Source organism: Pseudolysinimonas sp. (genome assembly GCF_044239695.1).
In the GTDB taxonomy this organism is placed as follows: Bacteria; Actinomycetota; Actinomycetes; order Actinomycetales; family Microbacteriaceae; genus Pseudolysinimonas_A.
In genome coordinates, this window is sequence record NZ_JBIIAW010000010.1 from 24,748 (window position 1) to 48,723 (window position 23,976).

A 23,976-nucleotide genomic window follows, 5' to 3' on the forward strand; every position below is an offset into this window, starting at 1 on the left:
CGAGTTCCGTTTTCATCGGCGGGCCGTCCTCGGGTCGAGCGCATCGCGCAGGCTGTCGCCGAACACGTTGAACGCGAGGGTGATGAGGAACAGCGCCGCGGCGGGGAAGATCAGGTACATCGGGCTCGTGCGCACCCAGAGGATCGCCTCGTTGATCGTGCGACCCCAGGACGGCGTCGGCGGGGTGACCCCGACGCCGAGGAACGAGAGCACGGCCTCGGTGGCGATCATCGACGGGATGATGATCGACGTCACGATGACGATCGTCGCTCCCACGTTCGGCAGCACCTGCCCGAGGACGATGCGCCACGAGCGCGCCCCCATCGCCTTCGACGCGACGACGAAGTTGCGCTCGCGGAGGGCGAGCGCCTGGCCGCGCACGATGCGCGAGATCGGGGGCCAGCCGAAGAGGCCGATGATCAGGACGATGAACGGCGGCCGGGGCAGGTCCGGAGGGATGACGGCCATCAGGGCGATGAGGAAGACGAGGATCGGGAACCCGAACAGCACGTCGACGACCCGGCTCACCACGCGGTCGTACCAGCCGCCGAAATAGCCCGACGTGATGCCGACGATCGTGCCGATCAGGACCGCGACCAGCGTCGCCGTGATGCCCACGAAGAGCGAGGTGCGCGCCCCGTGCACGACGATCGAAAACAGGTCGCGCCCGGTGAGCGGTTCGACGCCGAACCAGTGCGCGGCGCTGATGCCGCCGCCCCAGCCGACGGGCTGGCCGCGCCCGTCGAGCAGATCCTGATGATAGGTGTACGGGTCGTTGCCGGTGAGTCCGCTGAGCAGGTCGGCAGCGAGTGCCGCGAGCAGGAAGGCGGCGATCACCGTGAACGACGCGACCGCCATCGGGTCGCGTCGCAGCGTGCCGACGAGAGTGCGGAAGCCCGTCTTGCGACTCGGCACCGCGGCGTCGTCGCGCACCACTCCGGTCGCCGTCATGCCGCCACTCCTTCATCGTCGGTCGGGGTGAGGGTCTGCCACACCTCACGCCGCGCGCGCTGCTCGACCGGGTCGGCGACGGGCGCGGCGGCGAGAAGCCGGCGGGTGTACGGATGCTCGGGAGCGGTCAGCACCCGCTCGCCCGGCCCCGACTCGAGCAGCACCCCGCGGCGCAGCACCCCGACCTCGTCGGCGAGCTCCTTGACGACGGCCAGGTCGTGGCTGATGAAGAGGCAGGCGAACCCGAGCTCGCGCTGGAGCTCGGCGAGCAGTTCGAGCACGCGCGCCTGCACCGAGACGTCGAGTGCGCTCGTCGGCTCGTCGGCGATGAGCAGGGTCGGGTGCAGGGCGATCGCCCGCGCGATGGCGACGCGCTGCCGCTGACCGCCGGAGAGCTCGTGCGGGAAGCGGTCGATCGTCGCGCGGGGCAGGTGCACGGCATCCAGCAGGTCGGCGGCCCGCGCACGGCGCGCGTCGGCCGTCTGACGGGTGTGCAGCCGCAGGGGTTCGGTGATCGCGTCCCCGATCTGCGCGCGCGGGTTGATCGACGACGCCGGGTCCTGGAAGACGTAGCCGATGCTGCGGCGCATGCGGCGCAGCTCGCCGGCCGATGCCTTCGCGATGTCGGCGCCCGCGACCCGGATCGTGCCCGAGCGCAGCGGCAGCAGGCCGGCGAACGCGCGGCCGATCGTCGACTTGCCCGATCCGGACTCGCCGACGAGTCCGTAGGTGCGCCCGTGCGGGATGCGGAACGACGCCCCCTCGACGGCGACGACGCCGCCGCGCAGGCCGCGACCGCCGTAGACGATGCGCGCGTCGACCGCCTCTGCGGCGATGTCGTCGCCGGTCGCGACGTGCTCGGCGGCGACGACCCGGTCGGTCGTGCGGATGCGGTCGAGCTTCGGCACCGCGGCGAGCAGCTCGCGCGTGTAGTCGCCCTCGGGGGCGGCGAAGATCGTGCCGACCGGGCCCGTCTCGACGACTTTGCCTGCCCGCAGCACGACGACGTCGTCGGCGAGGTCGGCGACGACGCCCATGTCGTGGGTGATGAGGAGCACGGCGGTGTCGCGCGTGTCCCGCAGCGAGCGCAGGAGTTCGAGGATGCCGGCCTGCACGGTCACGTCGAGCGCGGTCGTCGGCTCGTCGGCGATGAGGGCCACCGGGTCGCAGGAGATCGCCATCGCGATCATCGCCCGCTGGAGCTGGCCGCCGGAGAGTTCGTGGGGGTAGGCGCGCGCGGTGCGCGCCGGGTCGGGGAGCCCGACCGAGGAGAGGAGTTCGAGGACGCGGTCGCGGACGACCGCGCCGCGCAGTCGCGGCTGATGCGCGGTGATCGCCTCGGCGATCTGCCAGCCGATGCGGTACGCCGGGGTGAAGGCGCTCATCGGTTCTTGGAAGATCGTGCCGATGCGCCCCCCGCGGATGCGACGCAGGTGCGCCGCATCCGCGGTCGTGAGCTCGTCGCCCTCGAGCCGGATGCTGCCGGAGACCGTGGCGGTCGGCGGCAGCAGCCCGAGGATCGACATGGCCGTCGCGCTCTTGCCCGAGCCCGACTCCCCGACCAGCGCCAGCACGCGACCGCGCTGGAGCTCGAAGGAGATGTCGTCGACGGCGGGCGGGACAGGGCCGGCCGAGGCCGTCCGCGGGGTGAAGGCGATCCGAAGTCCGCTCACCGCGAGGATGGTCTCGGCGCGACCCTGCCCGCTCATTCGGCCTGGCTCAGCGTGAGGTAGTTCGGGTAGGACGGGAAGGCCGGCACATCGAACGCCGCGATCCCGCTGCCCGGGAGGAACGCGTTCCGGGTGAGGTACAGCGGGAGGAACGATCCGGTCTCCATGATCGACTGGTCGATCGCCGTCCACTTCTCGACCGCCGCGTCGATGTCCGGCTCGGCGATCGCGGCGGCGATGGCCGCGTCGATCTCCGGGTCGACCATGCGGGCGAGGTTGTAGCCGCCGTCGATGTACTTCGACTGGAAGATCAGCTCGATGTACGCACCCGGGCTCGGGTAGTCGCCGATCCAGTACGACAGGAACATGTCGTAGTTCGGGTTGCCGCCCATCGCATCGCCGTACATCACGCCGAGGTCGAGCGGGTTGATGTTGACGGTGATGTTCGCTTCGGCGAGAGCCTGCTGCAGTGCCTCGGCCGCCGCGGTGTCCTCGTTGGCGACCCACAGGTCGAGCGTCACGCCGTCAGCGTATCCCGCTTCGGCGAGCAGCTCCTTGGCCTTCTCGACGTCCCGCGGGTACAGGTCCGACTCCTCGTGGCCGTTGATGCCGTTCGGGATGACCGTCGAGGTGGCGACCGCCGCCTCTTCTCCGCCGAGAGCGAGCACGATCGCCTCGCGGTCGACCGCGTACTGCACGGCCTGGCGCACGAGGATGTCGTCGAGCTCTTCGCTGTCGTTGTTGAGGGCGACGTAGAACTGCAGCCCGCCGTCCGACGTGATGAGCCGCTCCGAGGCGGCCGGGTCGGCGCTGACGAGCGCGAGCTCGGCGGCGCTCAGGCCGGAGGAGTTGATCGAGTGCTGCGCGTCACCGACGTCGGAGATGAGCGTCTGCGCGACCGTCGACGGGTTCTGGCTCTGCCGGAAGACGATCTTGTCGTACTCGGCGGTCCGGGCGTCGTCACTCGACGGCTCCCAGTACTCGTTGCGCACGAGGACGGTCTCGTTGCCGGCCTCGTTCGACTCGATCATGTACGGACCCGAGGCGACCGACTTCTGGTCGTAGGCGGCGACGTCCTCGCCCTCACCGGCGGGAACCGGAACGAACGGGTTCATCGCGGCGAGCCACGGCCAGTCGCCGAAGGGCTGGGTGAGGTTGAAGACGATCGTCTGGTCGTCGGGCGTCTCGATCGACGCGAGGTCGCCGCCGTCGTACGGGCCGGTGTACTCGGAGCCGCCGACGAGCAGGGCGTTGTGGTAGTGCAGGCCGCCCGCGAGCTCGTCGTCGTAGGTGCGCTCGACGCCGTACTTGATGTCGGCCGAGGTGATCGGCGTGCCGTCCTCGAAGAAGATGTCGTCCTTCAAGGTGTAGGTCCAGACCGAACCGTCCTCGTTGGGCGTGCCGGTGTCGGTCGCGAGGTCGGGGACGACCTCGACGCCGTCGGCGGTGAACGCCCACGTCGTCAGACGACGCTGCACGAGACCGAGGTACGTGGACGGGAAGTTGACGTTGGTCGCCGGGTCCCAGCCCATCTCGGTGTCGGGCATGAGCACGTAGAGCGTCGACTCGTCGTCGTCGCCTCCGCCGCCTGCCGTACAGCCGGTGAACACCAGCGCCGCGGCTGTCGCCAGCGCGACGATGCCGATGGATTTCCTCATTCGATTGCCTCCTCGTAGGTGTCGGCGCCGGGGAATGGCCGGGCCGTGCGGGGGTGGTACCGGGTGGGGCTGTCCTCGTCGGCCGACCGGGGTCTGCATCCTCCGGTGCGTCGTCGAACCGGGACGGGGGGTTATGGGTCTCGACGCTAATTCGGGCTTCTGGAACCGGATATGTGTCAGCTCACCACTGTTCACGCGAAGTTCGTGTGCGATCGTCCCGCCGCACGCACGATGCCGGCGACGAGCTCGGGCCACAGCTCCCACGGGAGGAGGTGGCCCATGCCGGGGTGGATCTGCAGCTCGGCATCCGGGATCGCCTGCGCGATCGCGACCGCCCCCGCCCAATGCAGGGTGGCGTCGTCGCGGCCGTGCACCACGAACGCCGGCACCGTGACGCCGCGCAGCAGCTCGAGGCGTTCGGGTGCGCGGAGCATCGCCTGCCACTGCCGGGTGAAGCCCGCCGGGTGGTAGCCGCGCGCGAAGGCCTCGGCCGCCTTCGCGCGCTGCCACTCCTCGCGCGGGTCGTAGGTTCCGCTCTGCACGCGGGCGTAGTCGGCGGCGAAGCCCTGCAGCTGCTCGACCGGGTACGACTCCGGAACGGTGAGGGTGTCGGGCATGGCGTGCAGGACGTGGTCGAGGTCCTTGCCCGGCAGGGTCGACCACAGTCCGACGCTCAGCACCCGGGACGGGTGGCGCAGCACCGTCAGCTGGGCGATGATGCCGCCCATCGAGTGACCGACGAGGTGGGCGGCGGAAACCCCGAGATCGTCGAGCACGCGGATGACGTCATCCGCCATCTCCTCCATGCCGTAGCCGCCGTCGAGGTCCTCGGGTCCGCCGGTGAGGTGCGAGAGCCCGGTGTCGCGGTTGTCGAACCGCACGACCCGGAAGCCCTCGGCGTGGAGGAGGGCGACGAAGTCCTCGTGCCAGCTGAGCAGCTGCGCGCCGCCGCCCGAGATGAGCACCACGAGGGGAGCGTCCGGGTCGCCGGTGACCTCGTAGTAGATCGGGATGTCGTCGGTCATCGTGTGCGGCATTCCTCGAGATTATGGCGGCGGGTGGGGCTCGGGAATGTGCCGAACGCCCACCCGCGTCCGCCCCGGGGTGGGCGATGTCAGGGCTGCAGCAGCGCGGTGACCTCGACGGCGAGCCGCCGCGCCGCCTCCTCGACATCGTTCAGATTCGCTCGCATGTACGCCGTCGTGCCGACGATGCAGGCCGCCGCGATCACCGACCCGCTCGCGTCGCGCACGGGCGCGGAGATCGAGAGGAGACCGGCGTCGTCGAACGCCTCCATCGTCAGGACTCCGTCGCGGGCGACCAGATCGGCGTGCGTGAGGAAGCGCTGGAGCTCCTGCGGGGTGTGCCGGGCGGGGAAGAGCAGCGTGATCTCGTCGCTGCGGAAGTCCATCGTCAGCGTCGGACCGCCGTCCGAGCCGATCATCGGATGCGCGCGACCGAGCCACGGCGTCATCCGCAGCCCGTCGCCCGCGAGCCCCAGCTCTTCGACGATGGTGAAGCTGCGCATCCCCTTGAGGATCGTGATGAAGCCGCAGGTGAGGGTGCGGTTCGCCGCCTCGGCCACGCGCGGCCGGCCGTGCTCGACCATCGTGGGCACGCTGGCGGCGCGGTACCAGCCCTGCACGATCCAGCCGAGCTGGAACCGGGTCGTGCGGTCGTGGCTGTGCTGCAGCAGTCCGGCGTTGCGGCAGGAATCGATGAGCCGCTGGACCCGGTCGGGTCGCAATCCGGTGGCCCGCGAGACGCCGGCGACCGAGTCGGGCCGATCGGCGAGCACCCGCAGGATGGCGAGGGCCGCCTCCAGCGGACTCGTCGCCTCGGTCGCGGCCTGCGGTTCGGTCGCCGCGGGAGGGGACGAGAGCCAGTCCTCGAGGGTGCGCGAGATCGTCCGGCTCGCCGCGACGACGGCGCGCCGGGCACGCGGCCCGTTCTGCTCGAGGCGGTTGGCGGGGAGCCGCACGGCGAGCACCGCGAAGCACTCTCCCGACGGGCCGAGCACGGGGGAGGCGATCTCGACGCCCATGCCGATCGGCGACTCGGAGAGCGGAACGGCGGCCCGGCCGGCCTCCGCGGGGGCGCCTGCCAGGATCCCCGCGGCCTCGAGCACCGCACCTTCCGTGACGCGGTCACCGACCTCCGCGGGGGAGTGCAGCGTCCAGAGCGACTCGACCGCGTCGATGACGCGGAACCCGTCGACGCCGCGTGCCGCGAGCAGGACCGTCTCGCCGGTCTGTTGCGCGGCGAGGAGCAGGGCGAACCGCAGGGACCGGGCGAACGGCGCCGCGGCGCGGCCGGAGAGGCGGACGCCGGCCGCGCCGATCCGGTAGTGGCCGTAGGCGCCACCGCGCTCCAGCATCCCGGTCGCCTCGAGTTCGGCGCACAGCCGGGAGGCCCGGCTGAGCGTCATCCCGAGGTCCCGGGCGATCGAGCCCACCGCCCGGGGGGCCGTCGGATCCGGTCGGCCGGCGACGTCCTGGAGCACGCGCAGCGCGGCGGTCACGTGCTCGGTCATGGCGGCCCCTCCGGTGCTCAGTGCAATTCGGCGACGATTGAATTGCACTGAGCACGCACTGTAACAGAGCCGAATCGGCCGATTTCTATAGTGAGCGGCACTCGTCCGGAGGCCCCCGGGACCGTCGCTGGCCCGGGCCTCCGGACGGGCCACCGCCCCACGTCTGCTCCCCTGACAGCACTGAAGGAGTTCCATGAAGTCGTCCCTCACCCGCGCCTCCCGGCGCGGCATCCTGACCGGCGTCGCCCTGTTCGGCACCGTCGCCCTTCTGGCCGGTTGCGCCGGGTCCGACGCCCCGGCGGACGACCCCGGCGCGAGTCCGCACTACGACGCGGCCGCCGCGGCGCTCCTGCCCGAGGGCACCACCGAGATCCACATCGCGACCGGGCCGGGCTACCCGCCCTTCCTCGACCTCGCGGCCGATGGCACGACGCTGAGCGGCGCCCAGATCGAGCAGGTCCGGCTGCTCGGCGAGGTGCTCGGCGTCGAGATCGTGCTCGACGACATCAAGTTCGACGCCGTCATCCCCGCGATGGAGTCGGGCAAGACCGACGGTGCGGCGATGGCGATGAGCATCACCGCCGACCGCCTCGAGTCGGTCGACTTCGTGAGCGACTACCTCGGCGGTACGTCGCTGCTGGTCGCCGCCGGCAACCCGGAGGACATCGGTCTCGAGACGATGTGCGGCCACAAGATCGGCGTGCAGATCGGCTCGGTCTACGCCGACGTCTACATGCCGGAGTTCGCCGCGCAGTGCGAAGCGGACGGCGAGCCCGCGATCGAGATCTCGACGTTCCCGACCGCCGCCGACGCGGTGCTCGCGCTCACGTCGGGCCGGGTCGAGGCGACGATGAACGACCTCGCTCCGTCGGTGTATCAGGCGGCGCAGTCGGGCGGCGTGATGGAGGCGCTCGACGTGAACTACGACCCGAGCCTGTGGGGTCTCGCCCTGGCGAAGGACTCGCCCTACGGCGAGGCGTTCGTCGCCGCGATGAACAGCCTCATCGCCAGCGGTGCCTACCTGGAGAACCTCGAGGCGTTCGGCGTCGAGGCGGGCGCGATCGAGGAGTCGGAGCTCTACACGTCCGCGGATCAGCTGGACTGATTCGTGACCTCTCCCGATTCGCTCACGGTCGGGGCTCCCCACGAGGGGGCCCCGACCCGGGTCGTCCCGCTGCGCCGCTGGGGGCAGTGGACGGCGACGGTCGTCATCCTGCTGCTGGCCGCGATGCTCGCGCAGTCGCTGGTGACCAACCCCAACTTCCGGTGGCCGACCGTCTTCGGCTACTTCCTCGACGGCCGCATCCTGCGCGGGCTCGGCACGACGCTGCTGCTCACACTCATCGCCATGGTCGTCGGAAGTGTGATCGGCGTGATCATGGCCGTCGGCCGGCAGTCGCGGAATCCGGTGGTCGCCGCCGCCGCGGGCGCCTATGTCGGCTTCTTCCGCGGCACCCCGCTGCTCGTGCAGCTGATCTTCTGGTTCAACCTCGCGGCGCTGTATCCGACGCTCGGACTCGGCATCCCGTTCGGGCCGACCTTCTTCGCCGTCGAGACCAACGCGCTCATCACCCCGTTCCTCGCGGCGATCCTCGGCCTCGGGCTGAACGAAGGCGCCTACATGTCCGAGATCGTGCGTGCCGGCCTGCTGTCGGTCGACCCCGGTCAGAAGGATGCCGCCGAGGCGCTCGGGATGCGCCGGTTCCAGGTGTTCCGCCGCATCGTGCTCCCGCAGGCGATGCGCGTCATCATCCCGCCGACCGGCAACGAGACGATCTCGATGCTCAAGACCACCTCCCTGGTGAGCGTCATCGCGATCCCGGATCTGCTGTTCTCGGTGCAGATCATCTACTCGCAGAACTTCCAGGTCGTGCCGCTGCTCATCACGGTGAGCCTCTGGTACCTCCTGGTCACGACGGTGCTCAGCACCGGACAGTACTTCCTCGAGCGCCGCTACAAGCGCGGCGACCGGGCGCGCGAGAGCTCATTCCTCACGGTGTGGCTGCGCGATCTGATCCCGCGACATGCCAAGCCCGAAAAGGAGGCCCGGCGATGACCGGCCGCCCCATGGTGGAAGCCATCGAGGTGCACAAGCAGTTCGGCGCCAATCACGTCGTGCGCGGCATCAACCTGACCGTCGAGACGGGGCAGGTGATGTGCCTGCTCGGACCCTCGGGGTCGGGCAAGAGCACCTTCCTGCGCTGCATCAACCACCTCGAGAAGATCAATGCCGGCAGCATCAGCGTCGACGGCGAACTCGTCGGCTACCGCAAACACGGCGACAGGCTCTACGAGCTGCGCGACGACGAGATCGCGCTGCGCCGCAGCGAGATCGGGATGGTGTTCCAGCACTTCAACCTCTTCCCGCACATGACGGTGCTCGAGAACCTGATCGAGGCGCCCGTGCAGGTGCGCAAGGAGAAGGTGAAGGATGCCAGCGCCCGCGGGCGGGACCTGCTCGACCGGGTCGGTCTCGCCGACAAGGCGGACGCCTACCCGCGTTCCCTCTCCGGCGGCCAGCAGCAGCGCGTCGCGATCGCCCGCGCTCTCAACATGCGGCCCAAGCTCATGCTGTTCGACGAGCCGACCTCGGCGCTCGACCCCGAACTCGTCGGTGAGGTGCTCGATGTCATGCGCGGGCTCGCCGCCGACGGGATGACGATGATCGTCGTCACCCACGAGATCGGCTTCGCCCGCGAGGTGGCCGACACCGTCACGTTCATGGACGGCGGGGTCGTCGTCGAGACCGGCCCGCCCGCCCAGGTGCTCGGAGCCCCCCAGCACGAACGCACCCGCTCCTTCCTCGCGAAGGTGCTGTAAGTCCCTTTCCTCACCCGATCCACGACAGCAAGGCAGATCCATGGAGTCATTCGACGTCGCCGTCATCGGCATGGGCGCTCTCGGCAGCGCGGCCACCTACCACCTCGCCCGCAAGGGGGTGAGAGTCGTCGGTTTCGAGCAGTTCGAACTGGGGCACGTGCGCGGCGCCTCCCACGACACGTCCCGCATCATCCGCACCTCCTACGGCGCGCCCGAGTACGTGCGGTTCGCCAAGTCGGCCTATCGCGACTGGGCCGAGCTCGAGCAGGTGTCGGGCGAGCGGCTCACCACGATCACCGGAGGGGTCATCATGATCCCGAAGTCGGGCCCCTACTCGGCCGGCGACTTCACGGCGGCGCTCGAGGCGGAAGGCGTGCCCTTCGAGCTGCTGGATGCCGCGGAACTCCAGGCGCGCTGGCCCCAATTCCGGGTGAGCGACGACGTCGAGACGATCTACACGCCCGACTCCGGCATCGTGAACGCGGCGCGCACGGTCGCGACCCTCCAGATGCAGGCGCGCGTGCACGGCGCCATCCTCCGCGACCGCACCCGGGTCGAGGCGCTCACCCCGGACGCCACGGGCGTCGTCGCGCACACCTCGGCCGGCGACGTGCACGCCGGCAAGGTCGTGCTCGCCGCCGACGCCTGGACCAACGAACTGCTCGAGCCGCTCGGCGCCGCCATCCCGCTCGTCACGATGCAGGAGCAGGTGACCTACTTCAAGCCCGCCGACCCCGACGCCTACGCCCAGGATGCCTTCCCGGTCTGGATCTGGGAGGACGAGGAGTGCTACTACGGCTTCCCGACCTACGGCGAGCCGACGATCAAGGCTGCGCGCGACATGTCGGAGAACCGGATGTCGCCCGCCCAGCGAACCTTCGAGCCGTCGCCGGAGCTACTCGCCCAGCTGTCCGGGTTCATGGGCGCGACGATCCCCGGAGCGGGCACCGCGCTGCGCACGGTGACCTGTCAGTACGCGATCACCAAGGACCGACGGTTCATCATCGGCCCGCTCGACGAGCACCCGGACATCCTCGTCGCGCTCGGCGCCGGCCACGCGTTCAAGTTCACGCCGGCGATCGGCCGGGTGCTCGCCGAGCTCGCCGTCGACGGGAAGACCGCCGACGACATCTCGGGCTTCTCGGTGACGTCGTCGGCGCCGACCGGCCTGCTCGGCGGCGACTGATCTCGACGGCCCCGTGCTGGTGCCTTCGCCCACCCGCCGCGCGGCAACGGTGGGGCGAAGGCACCTCCCGCGCGTTCGCGCACGTCCGTAGCGTCGAAGCGACCGGGAAGGAGCCTCGGGATGCCGACATCCGCCAGTTCCTCGTTCGTCGAGGAGGCCCGCGCGCTCGCCGACGATCTGGTCGAGTTGCGCCGCCGGTTGCACGCGCGTCCCGAGGTGGGCCTCCAGCTGCCCGACACGCAGGCGCTGCTGCGTCAGGCGCTCGCCGGACTCCCGCTCGAGCTCACCGCGGGAGAGCAGCTCAGCTCGCTGACCGCCGTGCTGCGCGGAGGCCGCCCCGGACCGGTCGTGCTGCTGCGGGCCGACATGGATGGCCTGCCGATCACCGAGGCGACGGGTCTCGACTTCGCAGCGACCACCGGCACCATGCACGCCTGCGGCCATGACCTGCATGCGGCCGGTCTCGTCGGCGCCGTCCGGCTGCTCGCCTCCCGGCAGGAGGAGCTGCCGGGCACGGTGATCGCGATGTTTCAGCCCGGCGAGGAGGGCTTCGCCGGGGCCCGGGTGATGCTCGACGAGGGCGTGCTCGATGCGGCGGGCGCGCGGCCGGTCGCCGCGTACGCGATCCACGTCGACTCGGTGCTCGCCTCCGGTACCGTCACCACGCGGCCGGGCGCGGTCATGGCGAGCGCCAGCGGACTCACCGTGCGGGTGATCGGCACGGGCGGCCACGCGGCGTATCCGCACCTCGGGGTCGACCCGATCCCGGTCGCGGCCGAGATGGTGCTCGCCCTGCAGTCCTTCGTCGCTCGGCGGGTTCCGGCCGTCGATCCGGCCGTCGTCTCGGTCACCGGCATCTCGAGCGACTCGACGGCTCCGAACGTGCTGTCGTCGTCGGTCGAACTGCTCGTCAACATCCGCACGCTGTCGCGCGAGACCCTCGCGCTGGTACGCACGCGGGTTCCCCCGCTCGTGTCGGGGATCGCGGCTGCGCACGGCGCCGCCGTCGAGCTCGAGTGGGCCGACTCCTATCCCGTCGCCTACAACGACCCGACCGAGACCGAGGCGGTGCTCGCGACCCTCTACGAGCTGTTCGGCGCGGACCGGGTGCCGCGAATGCCGGCGACCGCGATGGCCTCGGAGGACTTCGCCTACGTGCTCGACGAGGTGCCGGGCACCCTGCTGTTCGTCGGCGCCCGCGCCGCGGAACCGCCGCCCGCCATGCACTCCGAGCACACCGTGTTCGACGAATCCGTGCTGCCCACGCAGGCCGCGATCCTCGCGATCCTCGCCTGGCGCCGACTTGCGAAGGACGACTGATGCGCGATAACCCCGACTACGCCCTCGCCCGGCCCGAGGCCGCGAAGGAGCTCATCCGCGCGAACCCGTGGGCGACGATGGCGAGCGCGACGCCCGACGGAGTCGTCGTGTCGCACTACCCCTTCCTGCTGGACGAGGATGCCGACGCGGACGGGATCGTGCTGGTCAGCCACGTCGGCCGGCCCGACGAGCGTCTGCATCGACTCGGCGAGACCGAGACGTGCGTCGTGTTCTCCGGCCCCAGCGGATACATCTCGCCGTCCTGGTACGGGCTGCCGACCGCCGTGCCGACCTGGAACTTCGCGACGGTGCACGCCTACGGCATCCCCGAGGTGCTCTCCGACGCCGAGAACCTCGCCGTGCTCGAGAGACTCGTCGACCACTTCGAGGACCCGCTGCCGAACCCGTTCCGCATGCGCGGGACGCTCGAGAACTCCGCCTACGCGGAGCGGATCGTGCACGGCACCGTCGGGTTCCGGCTGCGTGTCACGCGGTTCGAGGGCAAGGACAAGATGAGTCAGGACAAATCCGACGAGGTCGTCGCTCGGATCGTGGCGCAGCTGCGGGCGCCCGGGCCGTACGAGAACCCGGCGCTCGCGGCCCGGATGGAACGGCTCCGCTCCGCCTAGAGCAGCGGTCCGGCGGCCTTCACCGAGATCCGCAGGGTCGGGATGGCCGCGTACGCGACGGGCACCTCGAGGATCTCCACGATCCCCACCCGTCCCGGGTCGGCGCCCGCCTCGACGGCCCGTCGGATCGCGGCGCGCTTCGCGGTCTCGATGCCCCCGGCTCGGTCGGCCTGGTCGCAGACCTCCTCGGCGCGGCCGCCGGCGAGGGCGATCGCGGCGCCCACGGCGTTCGCGACGTCGGCCCCGGTCGGGCGGAGCACCTGGGCGACTCCCGCCACCCGGTCGGGGACGAGGAATCCGCCGCCGCCGACCACCACGAGCACCTGGCCGGCGCGACCGAGCGACATCAGTTCGACGGCCGCCTCGAGGCGCTCTCGGGCCACGGCGAGCCCCGCCGTCAGCCCCTCGGCCGTCGCGGGGGCCGGCTCCGGGAGGGTCAGTCCGTCGATCGGCGAGGTCCCCGCGACGGCGACGGCATCCGTCAGCGTCGGGGTCGACCCGCCGCCGAGCAGCGACTCCTCGAGCAGTCGGTAGCCGACCGAGTCGCCGATCGGTACCCCGGCCTCGAGGTCGACGATCGTGCCGCCGCCGATGCCGACGCTGAGGACGTCGGGCATCCGGAAATTGGTGCGCACGCCGCCGATCTCGCGGGGAAGGGTCGACTCGCGCGGGAAGCCGCCGGACAGCACGCCGAGGTCGCTCGTGGTGCCCCCGACGTCGACGACGATCGCGTCGCGCACGCCCGAGAGGTGGGCGGCGCCGCGGATCGAGTTCGCCGGCCCCGAGCCGATCGTCAGCACGGGGAACCGGGCCGCCAGGTCGACGGGCATCAGGGTGCCGTCGTTCTGCGCGAAGTACGTTGCGGCGTCGAGTCCCTGCTCGGCGACGGCGGTGAGCAGCGCGTTCGTCACGTCGCGGGCGACGCCGTGGAGCGCCGCGTTGAGCACCGTCGCGTTCTCGCGCTCCAGAAGGCCGAGCGCGCCGACCTCGTGCGAGAGGGACACCGGGATGTCGGCGCCGAGGTGCTGCTCGACGAGGGCGCGGGTCGCGAGCTCCTGCTCGGGGAACGACGGGGAGAAGACGCCGGAGACGGCGACCGCCCCGAAGCCGGGTGCGTCGTCGACACCGGTGATCTCGTCGAGGAACCGCCGGATCTCGTCCGCGTCGTACGGGGAGAGCGGGTGGCCGTCGATCATGTGCCCGCCGCCGACGATGCGAGCGCCGGCGAGGATCGCGGTGCGGAGGTCGTCGGGCCAGCCGATGAGCGGCGGGTACTCGCTCGTCGCGGGCGCACCGAGGCGCAGTACCGCGACCCGGTCGAGGGGTCGTCGTCGCACGATCGCGTTCGTCGCGTGCGTGGTGCCGAGCATCACGCGGCGCACGGCGATGCGACGTGGGCCGAGGGTGTCGAGCACGACTCCGAGCGCCGCGCGGATGCCGCCGGTGACATCCTCGGTGGTCGCCTGCTTCGTCGAGGCGAGCACCCGCCCGCCGGCGTCGAGGACGACGGCGTCGGTGTTCGTGCCGCCGACGTCGATGCCGACGGAGAGCAGCGTGCTCGGCTTCATCGGACGCTCCGCTCGAGATCGAAGGGGACGTACGGGTTGTCGTACCCGAAGGCGGCGGGGCCGGTGAGTTCGAGCCCGCGGGGCGTGCGCCAGATCGGGTCGCACGCCCAGGCGAGCACCGTGACGCGCTGCCCGAAGCGCAGGAGCTCGGTGGAGATCGCCTCGCCCGTCTCGGTGTCGACGATCGTGATGAGGTCGGGAACGCTCGCCAGGACCTGGCCGCGTTCGAGGGCGACGAGGTTCTCGTTCTGCACCTCCAGCACGACGACGCGGCCCCGGTCGTCGCCCGTGCCTTCGATCGTCATGACGCCGCGGGTGAAGCCCTCGACGGTGCGGCGCTCGACGTCGATGAGCTTGCCGCCGATCAGGGCGGCCGCGCCGAGGGATTCGGTGAGCGCCGCGATCGGGGCCGCGGCACCGAGCAGGGCCCGGCCGACCTCGATGGCCCGGCTGACCGTGCCCTCGACGAGCGATCCGCGGGCCGTCTCGGCGGTGAGCGGATAGTGCGCCGAGATCGCCATCCCGCCGCTCGTGATCGCGATCGCGCGCGCGTTGCGCTCGAGCCACGGGATGTCGACGGTGCGCATCAGGGTGACGTTGCCGACGACGTCGGCGAGCATCCCGAACTCGCAGGGCACGCCGACGACGTTCATCGACACCATCGTGCCGAGGGGGAACGCGCGACCCATGCCGTCGGCATCCAGCACCTTCCGGCCGAAGCGGGCCGCCCAGCCCACGGGCACGATGCCGTTGCCCCCACCGATCTCCGCCGCCATGAACGTCGTCACGCGCCGGCCGAGGTAGCGCTCCGCCTCGGCCAGCAGGCTGCTCACCTGGGTGGCGGAGCTGAGCATCTCGATGCCGACGGCCGGGGCGCCGATCCCGGAGAGCAGCAGCACGGTGTCGTCGGGCCCCAGGTCGTCGACGGTCACCAGTTCGACCGGACCGTTCTCCGCGAGCGCGCGTTCGACCGACAGCTGGATGTTGTGCACCGACCCCCCGCCCCCGGTGCCGAAGATCGCGCAGCCGGCGGCGAGGGGGGCGATGTCCTCGGCGCGGATGGATGTGGTCACGGGTGGTCCTTCGGCTGGGCGAGCGGGTTTCCGGCGGGAGTGCCGAAGAAGAGCACGAGCTCGGCGGGGGCGTCGGATTCGTTGCGCACCCCGTGGCGCGGCCCGGCGGGCACGTAGACGGCGTCGCCTGACCGGAGCACCTCGCGCTCGTCGTCGACGATCATGACGACCTCGCCGCTGACGACCAGGTACAGCTCGTCCTGGCTGTCGGGGGAGCAGGAGGCATCGTCGCCTGCGAGGTGGAGGTGCTCGCCCTCCTCGGTGCCGGGCTCGAGGTGGTAGAGCATCACCGAGGTCGGCAGCGCCGAGGTCTCGCGGAAGTACCACTCGACCCCCACCCGGCCTTCGCCGCGGTAGATCGACCAGTCGTGGTGGTCGTCGCCCCGGCGCTGGAGGCGCATCGCCGTCATGCCGCCGGCGCCGGGGTCATCGAGAAGCCGAAGAGGTCCTTCGGGTTCTCGGGCTCCGCGACGAGGTCGATGTCGGTCACGAGGTCGGTACCGGTGACCTCGTCGCGCAGGAAGCGGAGGGCCGAGAAATCCTCGATCGCGAAGCCGACGGAGTCGAACAGCGTGATCTGGTCGGCGTCGGTGCGTCCCGGACGCCGACCGGTGAACACCTCCCACATCTCCGTCACCGGGAATCCTTCCGGGGTGCTCTGGAGTTCGCCCTCGATGCGGGTCTGCGGCTCGAACTCGACGAACACCGACGCGCGGTCGAGGATGGACGGGTCGAGTTCGGTCTTGCCCGGGCAGTCGCCGCCGATCGCGTTGAGGTGCACGCCGGCCACCACGTCCTCGTCGCGCAGCACGATCGCGTTCGCCTTGTCGGCCGTGCAGGTCGTGATGATGTCGGCGCCGCGCGCCGCGTCCGCCGCGCTCGTCGCCACCTCGACCCGGAAGCCGAGCGGGCTGAGGTTGCGCACGCACTTCTCGATCGCGAGCGGATCGGTGTCCCAGATGCGCAGCGTCTCGATGCCGAGCACCTCGCGGAACGCGATCGCCTGGAACTCCGACTGGCTGCCCGCGCCGATGAGCGCCATCGTGCGCGAATCCTGCCGGGCGAGCACCCGGGCGACGGCAGCGGAGGTGGCCGCGGTACGCAGGGCGGTGAGCACCGTCATCTCCGAGACGAACACCGGATACCCGTTGTGCACGTCGGCGAGCATCCCGAACGCCGTCACCGTCTGGAACCCGCGCACCGGGTTGAACGGGTGGCCGTTCACGTACTTGAAGGCGTACGAGTCGGGGTCGCTGATCGGCATCAGTTCGATGACGCCGAACGGGGTGTGGCTCGCGACCCGCTCGCGTTTGTCGAAGGACTGCCAGCGGCGGAAGTCGTCGGCGATGTACTCGGCGAGTCCGCTCATGATGGCGGGTGCGCCCCGGTGGGCGATCCAGCGCGTCATGTCCCGGACGCCCACGAATGCGGTCATGCCCCCAGTCTGACCGCCGGATCCGGGGCGGGTAATGGGTGGTCGCTCCACGATCCGGCGCGCGGGCTGGGCGACCCGCTCAGCCCCCGGTGTCGCGGTCGAGCTCCGAGGCGGCGGCTTCGAGAGCGTGCCGGAAGGCGACGACCGACGGTCGCTCGGCGATCGTCATGCGGGTCGCGGTGAAGATCGTGCGCCGCGGATCGCCGTCCAGCGGCACCAGGTCGACGGTGGGGGCGGTGCCCTGCCAGATGAGATCGGGCAGGAGGGCGACGGCGTGGCCGGTGCGGATGAGCTGCACGTGCGCCTGGAGGTCGGCCGTCTCGAACCGCACCTTCGGCTCGAATCCGGCGCGCCGACAGGCCTGCTCGGCCCAGTGCCGGCTCGCCGCGCCGTGCGGTTCCATCACCCAGGGCGCGTCGGCGACGTCGGCGATCGTCGTGGCGGGGAAGCGGCCGCCGGGCGGGATCGCGAGCCGCAGGGCATCGGTGGTGAGCGGGCGGCGATCGAGACCGGCGAGACGAGGGGCCGCGTGCCCCGGATACTCCTCGGCGATCACGAGGTCGAAGTCGCGGGCGTAGGTCTCGTGGAGTGCGGTCTCGGGTTCGCGCTGGGTGACGATCGCGGTGAGTCCCGGGTGGTCGCGCTCGAGCACGTCGAGCGCGCGGGGGAGCAGGGCCAGGGCGACCGACTGGAAGATCGCGACCCGCAGGATGCCGGACGCACTGCTGAGCGACGCGGCGAGGTCGGCATCCGCGCGTTCGAGTTGTTCGAGGATGCCGGTCGTGTGCTCGACCAGGAGCGAGGCGGCGGGCGTGAGTTGCAGACGCCGGCCCGCCTTCAGCAACAGCGGGACGCCGGCCTCCTTCTCGAGGTGCGCGAGCTGCTGCGAGACGGAGGACGGGGTCTGATGAAGGGCCGCCGCGACGGCGGTGATCGTGCCGCGCAGGCTGAGTTCGCGCAGCAGGGCGAGTCGTCGCACGTCGAGCATGCCGCACCATTCTTAAGCAGAAGCGATGGATATCGCGAAGTAATCGTTGATTTACCTTATGTGAGCGGCGGGCGGATACTGACGCCGTGAGCGCATCCCGCACCGAGTCCGTCACCCCCGCCGCCCTCGCCGACGTCGTCGTCGACCAAGTGCGCACCTGGCTCGCCGACGCGGCCGCCATCCCCGTGGACGTCTCGGCGCGACGTCTCGCCGGCCTGCTCCAGGACCCGGCAGGGCTCGACTTCGCCGTCGGGTTCGTCGACGGCGTCGTGCGCCCCGAAGACCGCCGCGTCGCCGCCCGCACGCTGGCCCGGCTCGCGAAGCGCCCGCCGCGGTTCCTCGCCCTGCCGCTGCGCGCCGCCATCCGGCTCGGCGGGATCGCCGCCCCGATCCTGCCGGGCATCGTCGTCCCGATCGCCCGGGCCGTGCTGCGCCGCATGGTCGCGCACCTGGTGATCGACGCGACGGACCCGGGACTCGGGAAGGCCCTGACCCGCATCCGCGCCCGCGGCGCCCGCCCGAACGTCAACCTGCTCGGCGAGGCCGTGCTCGGTGCGCGCGAGGCGCAGCGCCGGCTGGCGGGCACGACCCGGTTGCTCGCCCGCGACGACGTGGACTACGTGTCGATCAAGGTCTCGGCGACGGTCGCGCCGCATTCGCCGTGGGCGTTCGACGAGGCCGTCGACGACATCGTCGTCGCGCTGCAGCCGCTGTTCGAGCAAGCCGCCGCCGCTCCCAGCCCTAAGTTCATCAACCTCGACATGGAGGAGTACAAGGATCTCGACCTGACGATCGCGGTCTTCCAGAGGATCCTCGACGCCCCCGGCTTGACGGGACTCGAGGCCGGCATCGTGCTGCAGGCCTACCTCCCCGACGCGCTCGCCGCCTACCTGCGCCTGCAGGAGTGGGCCTCTCGCCGGCGGGCGGCCGGGGGTGCCGGCATCAAGGTGCGCGTCGTGAAGGGCGCGAACCTGCCGATGGAGCGCGTCGACGCCTCGCTGCACGACTGGCCGCTGGCGACCTGGCATTCCAAGCAGGACAGCGACACGAACTACAAGCGCGTGCTGGATGCCGCGCTGCGCCCCGACCGGATCGACGACGTGCGCGTCGGAGTCGCCGGGCACAACCTCTTCGACCTCGCGTTCGCGAAGCACCTCGCCGCCTCCCGCGGCGTCTCGCACGGGGTGGAGTTCGAGATGCTGCTCGGCATGGCGCCCGCCCAGGCCGAGGTGGTGCGCCGGGATGTCGGCGGCCTCCTGCTCTACACGCCGGTCGTCGCCGCGGCCGACTTCGACTCGGCGATCGCCTACCTCGTGCGCCGCCTCGAGGAGGGGGCGAGCCAGGAGAACTTCATGTCGGCGGTGTTCGAGCTCTCCGAAAGCGCGGAGCTGTTCGACCGCGAGCGCTCGCGCTTCCTCGCCTCGCTGACGGCTCTGGATGCCGACGTGCCTGCCCCGCACCGCGTGCAGGACCGCACCGCCCCCGTCACGGAGGTCGTGCGGGAGTTCCGCAACGCCTCCGACAGCGACCCGTCGATCGCCGTGAATCGCGACTGGGCGCGCGACATCCTGAGCCGGGTGCCCGGCAGCGACCTCGGGGCCGCCACCGTCGCGGCGTCCGGCGTCGCCGACGCGACCGCGCTCTCGGAGCTGGTGGCGGCATCCGTCGCGGCCGCGGGCCCGTGGGCCGATCTCGGGGCGATGGGGCGCGCGGCGATCCTGCGCCGGGCCGGGATGCTGCTCGAGCGTCGCCGCGGCGATCTCATCGAGGTGATGGCGGCCGAAGCCGGCAAGACCTTCGACCAGGCCGATCCCGAGGTCTCCGAGGCGATCGACTTCGCGAACTACTACGCGGAACGCGCCCTCCACCTCGACAGCATCGACGGCGCGTCCTTCGTGCCGGCGCGGCTCACCGTCGTCATCCCGCCGTGGAACTTCCCCGTCGCGATCCCGGCCGGGTCGACGCTCGCATCCCTGGCATCCGGGTCGGCGACGATCCTCAAGCCGTCGCGTCGCTCGGCCCGCAGCGCGGCCGTGCTCGCCGAGACGCTGTGGGAGGCGGGCGTTCCGCGGGAGGTGCTGCGGTTCATCCAGTTCGCGGACTCCTCGCTCGGGGAGCGGCTGATCGCCGATCCCCGCGTCGACCAGGTCATCCTCACGGGCGGGTTCGAGACGGCGGAGCAGTTCCGCGGCTTCCGTCCGGGGCTGAAGCTCCTCGCCGAGACGAGCGGCAAGAACGCGCTCGTCGTCACGCCCAGCGCCGACCTCGACCTCGCGGCCCGGGATGTCGCGGCGAGCGCGTTCGGCCACGCGGGTCAGAAGTGCTCGGCGGTGTCGCTCGCGATCCTCGTCGGCTCGGTCGCCGACTCGGACCGCTTCCGGGCGCAGCTGCTCGACGCGGTCGGGTCGCTGCACGTCGGTTCACCGGCCGATCCCGCCTCGCGGATGGGTCCGCTCATCGAGCCGGCCGAGGGCAAGCTGCTCAAGGCCCTGACGACGCTCGAGCCGGGGGAGAGCTGGCTGCTCGAACCGCGTCGGCTCGACGAGGCGGGGCGCCTGTGGTCGCCGGGGATCAAGACCGGCGTGCAGCCGGACTCGGAGTTCCACCGCGTCGAGTACTTCGGGCCGGTGCTCGGCATCATGCGGGCCCGCGACCTCGACGAGGCGCTCGCGCTGCAGAACGCCGTCGACTACGGGCTGACCGCCGGCCTCCATTCGCTGGATGCCGGTGAGGTCGCCACCTGGGTCGACCGGGTCGAGGCGGGCAACCTCTACGTCAACCGCGGCACGACGGGCGCGATCGTGCAGCGGCAGCCGTTCGGCGGCTGGAAAAAGTCGGTCGTCGGCCCGGGCACCAAGGCCGGCGGGCCCAACTACCTGCTCGGCCTCGGGTCGTTCCGTGCGGCGGAGGCGGCTCCGTTCGACGGCGCGCTGCCGCAGGCCGTGGAGCGGATCGTGACGGCGTTCGACGCCGGCGAGCAGGCCTTCCTGCGCCGCGCCGCAGGCAGCGACGCCCGGGCGGTTGCCGCCGAGTTCGGCGTCGCGCGCGACGTCAGCGGTCTCACCGCCGAACGCAACGCCTTCCGCTACCGTCCGGTGCCGGTCACGGTGCGCGCCGACCACCTCGCGTCGCCGGTCGAGGTGGCCCGCGTCGTGCTCGCCGGCCTCGCCGCCGGAGCCCCCCTCACCATCTCGGTGCCCCCGGGGTGGGACACGACCCCGTTCGCCGGCTTGGACGTCCGCGTCGAAGACCGGGATGCCTGGCTCGTCTCCGCTCGAGGGTTGCGGGATGCCCGCATCCGGCTCGTCGGTGGACCCGCATCAGCCTTCCTCGAAGCGATCGGCGGCCGCCCCGACGTCGCCGTGCACGATGGCCCCGTCACCGAGGCCGGCCGCATCGAGATGCTTCCGTTCCTCCGCGAGCAGGCGATCTCGATCGCCGCCCACCGCTTCGGCACCCCGACCCCCCTCGTCGACGCCGTCCCCCTCACCGCGGGTTGAGTGCCGCCGAAGGCGGTGTATCGAAACCCACCTTCGAGTGGCTCGGGGGCGGTTTCGATACACCCGCTGCGCGGGCACTCAACCCGCGGTGGGGCGGGCTAGTGCGAGTCGGTCGACTCGATCTCGGTGCGGTCGCCCGACCACAGCGTGTGGAAGGTGCCGTCCTTGTCGACGCGCTTGTACGTGTGCGCCCCGAAGAAGTCGCGCTGACCCTGCACGAGGGCGGCGGGCAGCCGGTCGGCGCGCAGGCCGTCGTAGTACGACAGCGACGACGAGAACGCGGGGGCGGGGATGCCGGCGTGCGCCGCATCCGCGACGACGTTGCGCCACGCGGTCTGCGCCTTGCCCATCACGTCGGCGAAGAACGGGGCGGTGACGAGGGCGACGAGGCCCGGGTCGGCCGCGTAGGCCTCGGTGATGCGGTTGAGGAACCGGGCGCGGATGATGCAGCCGCCGCGCCAGATCTTGGCGATCTCGCCCTTCTTGATGTCCCAGCCGTACTGCTCGGCGCCGGCGACGATCGCGTCGAAGCCCTGTGAGTAGGCGATGACCTTGGAGGCGTAGAGCGCGAGCCGCACGCCTTCGATGAACGCGTCGGGGTCGGCGGGCTTCCAGCCCTCGGAGTCGGGTCCGGGCATCGCGGACGCCGCGGCACGCTGCGCGGGCTTCGACGACAGCGAGCGGGCGAAGACGGCTTCGGCGATGCCGGAGACGGGGATGCCGAGGTCGAGCGCGGTCTGCACCGTCCAGACGCCGGTGCCCTTCGAGCCGGCCTGGTCGAGGATGACATCCACCAGCGGCTTCCCGGTGTCGGCGTCGACCTGACGCAGCACTTCGGCGGTGATCTCGATGAGGTACGACTCGAGTTCGCCGCGGTTCCATTCGGCGAAGATCTCGGCGATCTCGGCGGGCGTCTTGCCGGTGCCGCGGCGGATGAGGTCGTAGGCCTCGGCGATGAGCTGCATGTCGGCGTACTCGATGCCGTTGTGGATCATCTTCACGAAATGGCCGGCGCCGTCGTGGCCGACGTGGGTGACGCACGGCTCGCCCTCGGCGATGGCGGCGATGGACTTCAGGATCGGGCCGAGGGTGACCCACGACTCGTCGGAGCCGCCGGGCATGATCGACGGGCCGTTGAGCGCGCCCTCCTCCCCGCCGGAGATGCCGGCGCCGACGAAGTTGATGCCCGTCTCGCGCACCGCCTTCTCGCGGCGGATGGTGTCGGTGAACAGCGCGTTGCCGCCGTCGACGATGATGTCGCCCGGCTCGAACACCTTCACGAGCTCGTCGATGACGGCATCCGTGCCCTTGCCGGCTTGCACCATGATGAGCGCGGCCCGCGGCTTCTGCAGCGAGGCGGCGAACTCGGCGTAGGACTTGGTGGCGACGAAGTTCGCCTCGGGGTGCTCGGCGACGAGCGTGTCCGTCTTCTCGGGCGAGCGGTTGAAGATCGCGACCGTGTTGCCCTCGCGCGAGGCGAGGTTGCGGGCGAGGTTCGATCCCATGACGGCGAGTCCGACGACTCCGATGTTGGCGGTGGCTTCAGTGGTGGTCACGGTTCCCCAGGCTACTAGCGTGGATCCGGTGACCTTCTCCCGCCCCGTCGTCGTCATGGGTGTCTCCGGCACCGGCAAGTCGACGATCGGGCTCGCCCTCGCCGACGCGCTCGGCATCCCGTTCGTCGAAGGCGACGACCTGCATCCCGAGGCCAACGTCGCGAAGATGGCGGCCGGCATCCCGTTGACCGATGGCGACCGCGCCCCGTGGCTCGACCGGATCGCCGCCGGACTCGACCGCCCGGTCGTGGTCGCCTGTTCGGCACTCAAGCGTCGATACCGCGACCGGTTGCGGGAGGCGGCTCCTGACCTCGCGCTCGTCTACCTCCACGGCACCCCGACGCTGCTCGCCGGGCGGATGGAGGGGCGCGAGGGTCACTTCATGCCGACGGCGCTGCTCGAGTCGCAGGTGGCGACGCTCGAGATCCCGGCGCCCGACGAGGAGGCGATCCCGGTGGATGTGGCGCTGCGGCCCGACGAGATCGTCGAGCTGGTTGTCGGCCGGCTGCGGAAGGAGACCCCGGATGTCTGACCTGCGCATCGTCATCACCAACCCGCACCCGCCGGAGGAGGTCGAGAGGCTCGCCCGGCTGGAGCCGCGCCTCGACGTCGTCTACCCCGCCGAGTTGCTCGGCCCGGTCGACATCCTCGTCGGCCGCAACGACCCCGGCTTCCGGCGTAGCCCCGCGCAGCAGGCCGAGTTCGAGGCTCTCGTCGACTCGGCCGACGCGCTGTTCGGCGTACCCCAGCAGTCGGGCAAGGCCCTCGCGCGCACGGTCGCCGCGAACCCGAAACTGCGCTGGGTGCATACCATCCCGGCCGGCGGTGGCCAGCAGGTGAAGTCCGCCGGGCTCGGCGTTGCCGACCTCGAACGCATCGTCTTCACGACGTCGGCCGGGGTGCACGCCGAGGCGCTCGCCGAGTTCGCGGTGTTCGGCGTCCTCGCCGGCGCCCACCACCTCGGTCGCCTGCGCGACGACCAGGCCCGGCACGTCTGGGGCGAGCACCGCGTCGTCGGTTCGGTGCGGTCCTCGACGGTGCTCGTCGTCGGGCTGGGCTCCATCGGACGGGCGAGCGCCGCCAAACTCG

At 71.4% G+C, this 23,976-nt stretch carries 19 protein-coding genes and 1 pseudogene; 9 read left to right on the forward strand and 11 right to left on the reverse strand.

All coding sequences use genetic code 11. The features are described from left to right. Positions 1-12: 12 nt before the first annotated feature. The 5 genes from ACILQS_RS03040 to ACILQS_RS03060 form a co-directional block, all read right to left on the reverse strand. Complete coding sequence (locus tag ACILQS_RS03040) at positions 13-951, reverse strand: ABC transporter permease (protein ID WP_395638625.1); 939 nt, start codon at positions 949-951, stop codon at positions 13-15. Continuing rightward, positions 948-2,660 (reverse strand): dipeptide ABC transporter ATP-binding protein, encoded by a 1,713-nt coding sequence (locus ACILQS_RS03045; protein WP_395638626.1) that lies wholly within the window; start codon positions 2,658-2,660, stop codon positions 948-950. Before ACILQS_RS03045 ends, ACILQS_RS03040 begins: the two co-directional genes overlap by 4 nt. Then, positions 2,657-4,279: an ABC transporter substrate-binding protein gene (locus ACILQS_RS03050; protein ID WP_395638627.1), complete on the reverse strand. Its 1,623-nt coding sequence runs from the start codon at positions 4,277-4,279 to the stop codon at positions 2,657-2,659. Before ACILQS_RS03050 ends, ACILQS_RS03045 begins: the two co-directional genes overlap by 4 nt. Before the next feature lie 191 nt (positions 4,280-4,470). Then, complete coding sequence (locus ACILQS_RS03055) at positions 4,471-5,316, reverse strand: alpha/beta fold hydrolase (protein WP_395638628.1); 846 nt, start codon at positions 5,314-5,316, stop codon at positions 4,471-4,473. Between the two features lie 77 nt (positions 5,317-5,393). Then, on the reverse strand, positions 5,394-6,812 hold the full coding sequence (locus ACILQS_RS03060) for a hypothetical protein (RefSeq protein ID WP_395638629.1): 1,419 nt from the start codon (positions 6,810-6,812) through the stop codon (positions 5,394-5,396). Positions 6,813-7,005: 193 nt separating this feature from the next. On the opposite strand from ACILQS_RS03060, the gene ACILQS_RS03065 reads away from it, so the two are divergent. The 6 genes from ACILQS_RS03065 (at position 7,006) to ACILQS_RS03090 (ending at position 12,767) form a co-directional block, all read left to right on the forward strand. Then, positions 7,006-7,917: a transporter substrate-binding domain-containing protein gene (locus ACILQS_RS03065; protein WP_395638630.1), complete on the forward strand. Its 912-nt coding sequence runs from the start codon at positions 7,006-7,008 to the stop codon at positions 7,915-7,917. Positions 7,918-7,920: 3 nt separating this feature from the next. Then, positions 7,921-8,868, forward strand: a complete 948-nt coding sequence (locus tag ACILQS_RS03070) for an amino acid ABC transporter permease (RefSeq protein ID WP_395638631.1) — start codon at positions 7,921-7,923, stop codon at positions 8,866-8,868. Continuing rightward, positions 8,865-9,632 (forward strand): amino acid ABC transporter ATP-binding protein, encoded by a 768-nt coding sequence (locus tag ACILQS_RS03075; RefSeq protein WP_395638632.1) that lies wholly within the window; start codon positions 8,865-8,867, stop codon positions 9,630-9,632. The genes ACILQS_RS03070 and ACILQS_RS03075 overlap by 4 nt, the downstream gene beginning before the upstream one ends. 40 nt (positions 9,633-9,672) lie before the next feature. Next, positions 9,673-10,818, forward strand: a complete 1,146-nt coding sequence (solA, locus tag ACILQS_RS03080) for an N-methyl-L-tryptophan oxidase (RefSeq protein WP_395638633.1) — start codon at positions 9,673-9,675, stop codon at positions 10,816-10,818. Positions 10,819-10,938: 120 nt separating this feature from the next. Next, positions 10,939-12,138 (forward strand): M20 family metallopeptidase, encoded by a 1,200-nt coding sequence (locus ACILQS_RS03085; RefSeq protein WP_395638634.1) that lies wholly within the window; start codon positions 10,939-10,941, stop codon positions 12,136-12,138. Then, entirely contained in the window at positions 12,138-12,767 is a 630-nt protein-coding gene (locus ACILQS_RS03090; protein ID WP_395638635.1) for an FMN-binding negative transcriptional regulator, read from the forward strand. Before ACILQS_RS03085 ends, ACILQS_RS03090 begins: the two co-directional genes overlap by 1 nt. Here ACILQS_RS03090 and ACILQS_RS03095 read toward each other — a convergent pair. The 5 genes from ACILQS_RS03095 to ACILQS_RS03115 form a co-directional block, all read right to left on the reverse strand. After that, entirely contained in the window at positions 12,764-14,335 is a 1,572-nt protein-coding gene (locus ACILQS_RS03095; RefSeq protein ID WP_395638636.1) for a hydantoinase/oxoprolinase N-terminal domain-containing protein, read from the reverse strand. The two genes, ACILQS_RS03090 and ACILQS_RS03095, sit on opposite strands and share 4 nt — an antisense overlap. Further along, a complete protein-coding gene (locus ACILQS_RS03100; protein ID WP_395638637.1) occupies positions 14,332-15,408 on the reverse strand; it encodes a DUF917 domain-containing protein in 1,077 nt (358 codons plus the stop codon). Before ACILQS_RS03100 ends, ACILQS_RS03095 begins: the two co-directional genes overlap by 4 nt. Continuing rightward, on the reverse strand, positions 15,405-15,818 hold the full coding sequence (locus tag ACILQS_RS03105) for a cupin domain-containing protein (protein WP_395638638.1): 414 nt from the start codon (positions 15,816-15,818) through the stop codon (positions 15,405-15,407). The genes ACILQS_RS03100 and ACILQS_RS03105 overlap by 4 nt, the downstream gene beginning before the upstream one ends. Next, the gene (locus tag ACILQS_RS03110; RefSeq protein ID WP_395638639.1) at positions 15,815-16,843 is read right to left on the reverse strand and encodes an ornithine cyclodeaminase; all 1,029 of its coding nucleotides are present in this window, start codon (positions 16,841-16,843) and stop codon (positions 15,815-15,817) included. The genes ACILQS_RS03105 and ACILQS_RS03110 overlap by 4 nt, the downstream gene beginning before the upstream one ends. Before the next feature lie 79 nt (positions 16,844-16,922). Beyond that, positions 16,923-17,831, reverse strand: a complete 909-nt coding sequence (locus ACILQS_RS03115) for a LysR family transcriptional regulator (protein ID WP_395638640.1) — start codon at positions 17,829-17,831, stop codon at positions 16,923-16,925. A gap of 86 nt (positions 17,832-17,917) precedes the next feature. Between ACILQS_RS03115 and ACILQS_RS03120 the strand changes: the two genes are divergently transcribed. Further along, complete coding sequence (locus ACILQS_RS03120; protein ID WP_395638641.1) at positions 17,918-21,331, forward strand: bifunctional proline dehydrogenase/L-glutamate gamma-semialdehyde dehydrogenase; 3,414 nt, start codon at positions 17,918-17,920, stop codon at positions 21,329-21,331. A 98-nt stretch (positions 21,332-21,429) separates the two neighbouring features. Here ACILQS_RS03120 and gndA read toward each other — a convergent pair whose 3' ends face one another. Next, positions 21,430-22,836: an NADP-dependent phosphogluconate dehydrogenase gene (gene gndA / locus ACILQS_RS03125; RefSeq protein ID WP_395638643.1), complete on the reverse strand. Its 1,407-nt coding sequence runs from the start codon at positions 22,834-22,836 to the stop codon at positions 21,430-21,432. A 79-nt stretch (positions 22,837-22,915) separates the two neighbouring features. On the opposite strand from gndA, the gene ACILQS_RS03130 reads away from it, so the two are divergent. Further along, positions 22,916-23,419: a gluconokinase gene (locus ACILQS_RS03130; protein ID WP_395638642.1), complete on the forward strand. Its 504-nt coding sequence runs from the start codon at positions 22,916-22,918 to the stop codon at positions 23,417-23,419. Next, a pseudogene (locus tag ACILQS_RS03135) lies at positions 23,412-23,976 on the forward strand (D-2-hydroxyacid dehydrogenase); the annotation flags it as partial. The gene ACILQS_RS03130 and the pseudogene ACILQS_RS03135, both read left to right, overlap by 8 nt.

Excerpts from the sequence above, each read along its gene's own strand:
- ACILQS_RS03040 (WP_395638625.1), bottom strand. The coding sequence starts at position 951 with ATGACGGCGACCGGAGTGGTGCGCGACGACGCCGCGGTGCCGAGTCGC.
- ACILQS_RS03045 (WP_395638626.1), bottom strand. The coding sequence starts at position 2,660 with ATGAGCGGGCAGGGTCGCGCCGAGACCATCCTCGCGGTGAGCGGACTT.
- ACILQS_RS03050 (WP_395638627.1), bottom strand. The coding sequence starts at position 4,279 with ATGAGGAAATCCATCGGCATCGTCGCGCTGGCGACAGCCGCGGCGCTG.
- ACILQS_RS03055 (WP_395638628.1), bottom strand. The coding sequence starts at position 5,316 with ATGCCGCACACGATGACCGACGACATCCCGATCTACTACGAGGTCACC.
- ACILQS_RS03060 (WP_395638629.1), bottom strand. The coding sequence starts at position 6,812 with ATGACCGAGCACGTGACCGCCGCGCTGCGCGTGCTCCAGGACGTCGCC.
- ACILQS_RS03065 (WP_395638630.1), top strand. The coding sequence starts at position 7,006 with ATGAAGTCGTCCCTCACCCGCGCCTCCCGGCGCGGCATCCTGACCGGC.
- ACILQS_RS03075 (WP_395638632.1), top strand. The coding sequence starts at position 8,865 with ATGACCGGCCGCCCCATGGTGGAAGCCATCGAGGTGCACAAGCAGTTC.
- solA (WP_395638633.1), top strand. The coding sequence starts at position 9,673 with ATGGAGTCATTCGACGTCGCCGTCATCGGCATGGGCGCTCTCGGCAGC.
- ACILQS_RS03085 (WP_395638634.1), top strand. The coding sequence starts at position 10,939 with ATGCCGACATCCGCCAGTTCCTCGTTCGTCGAGGAGGCCCGCGCGCTC.
- ACILQS_RS03090 (WP_395638635.1), top strand. The coding sequence starts at position 12,138 with ATGCGCGATAACCCCGACTACGCCCTCGCCCGGCCCGAGGCCGCGAAG.
- ACILQS_RS03095 (WP_395638636.1), bottom strand. The coding sequence starts at position 14,335 with ATGAAGCCGAGCACGCTGCTCTCCGTCGGCATCGACGTCGGCGGCACG.
- ACILQS_RS03105 (WP_395638638.1), bottom strand. The coding sequence starts at position 15,818 with ATGACGGCGATGCGCCTCCAGCGCCGGGGCGACGACCACCACGACTGG.
- ACILQS_RS03110 (WP_395638639.1), bottom strand. The coding sequence starts at position 16,843 with ATGACCGCATTCGTGGGCGTCCGGGACATGACGCGCTGGATCGCCCAC.
- ACILQS_RS03115 (WP_395638640.1), bottom strand. The coding sequence starts at position 17,831 with ATGCTCGACGTGCGACGACTCGCCCTGCTGCGCGAACTCAGCCTGCGC.
- gndA (WP_395638643.1), bottom strand. The coding sequence starts at position 22,836 with ATGGGATCGAACCTCGCCCGCAACCTCGCCTCGCGCGAGGGCAACACG.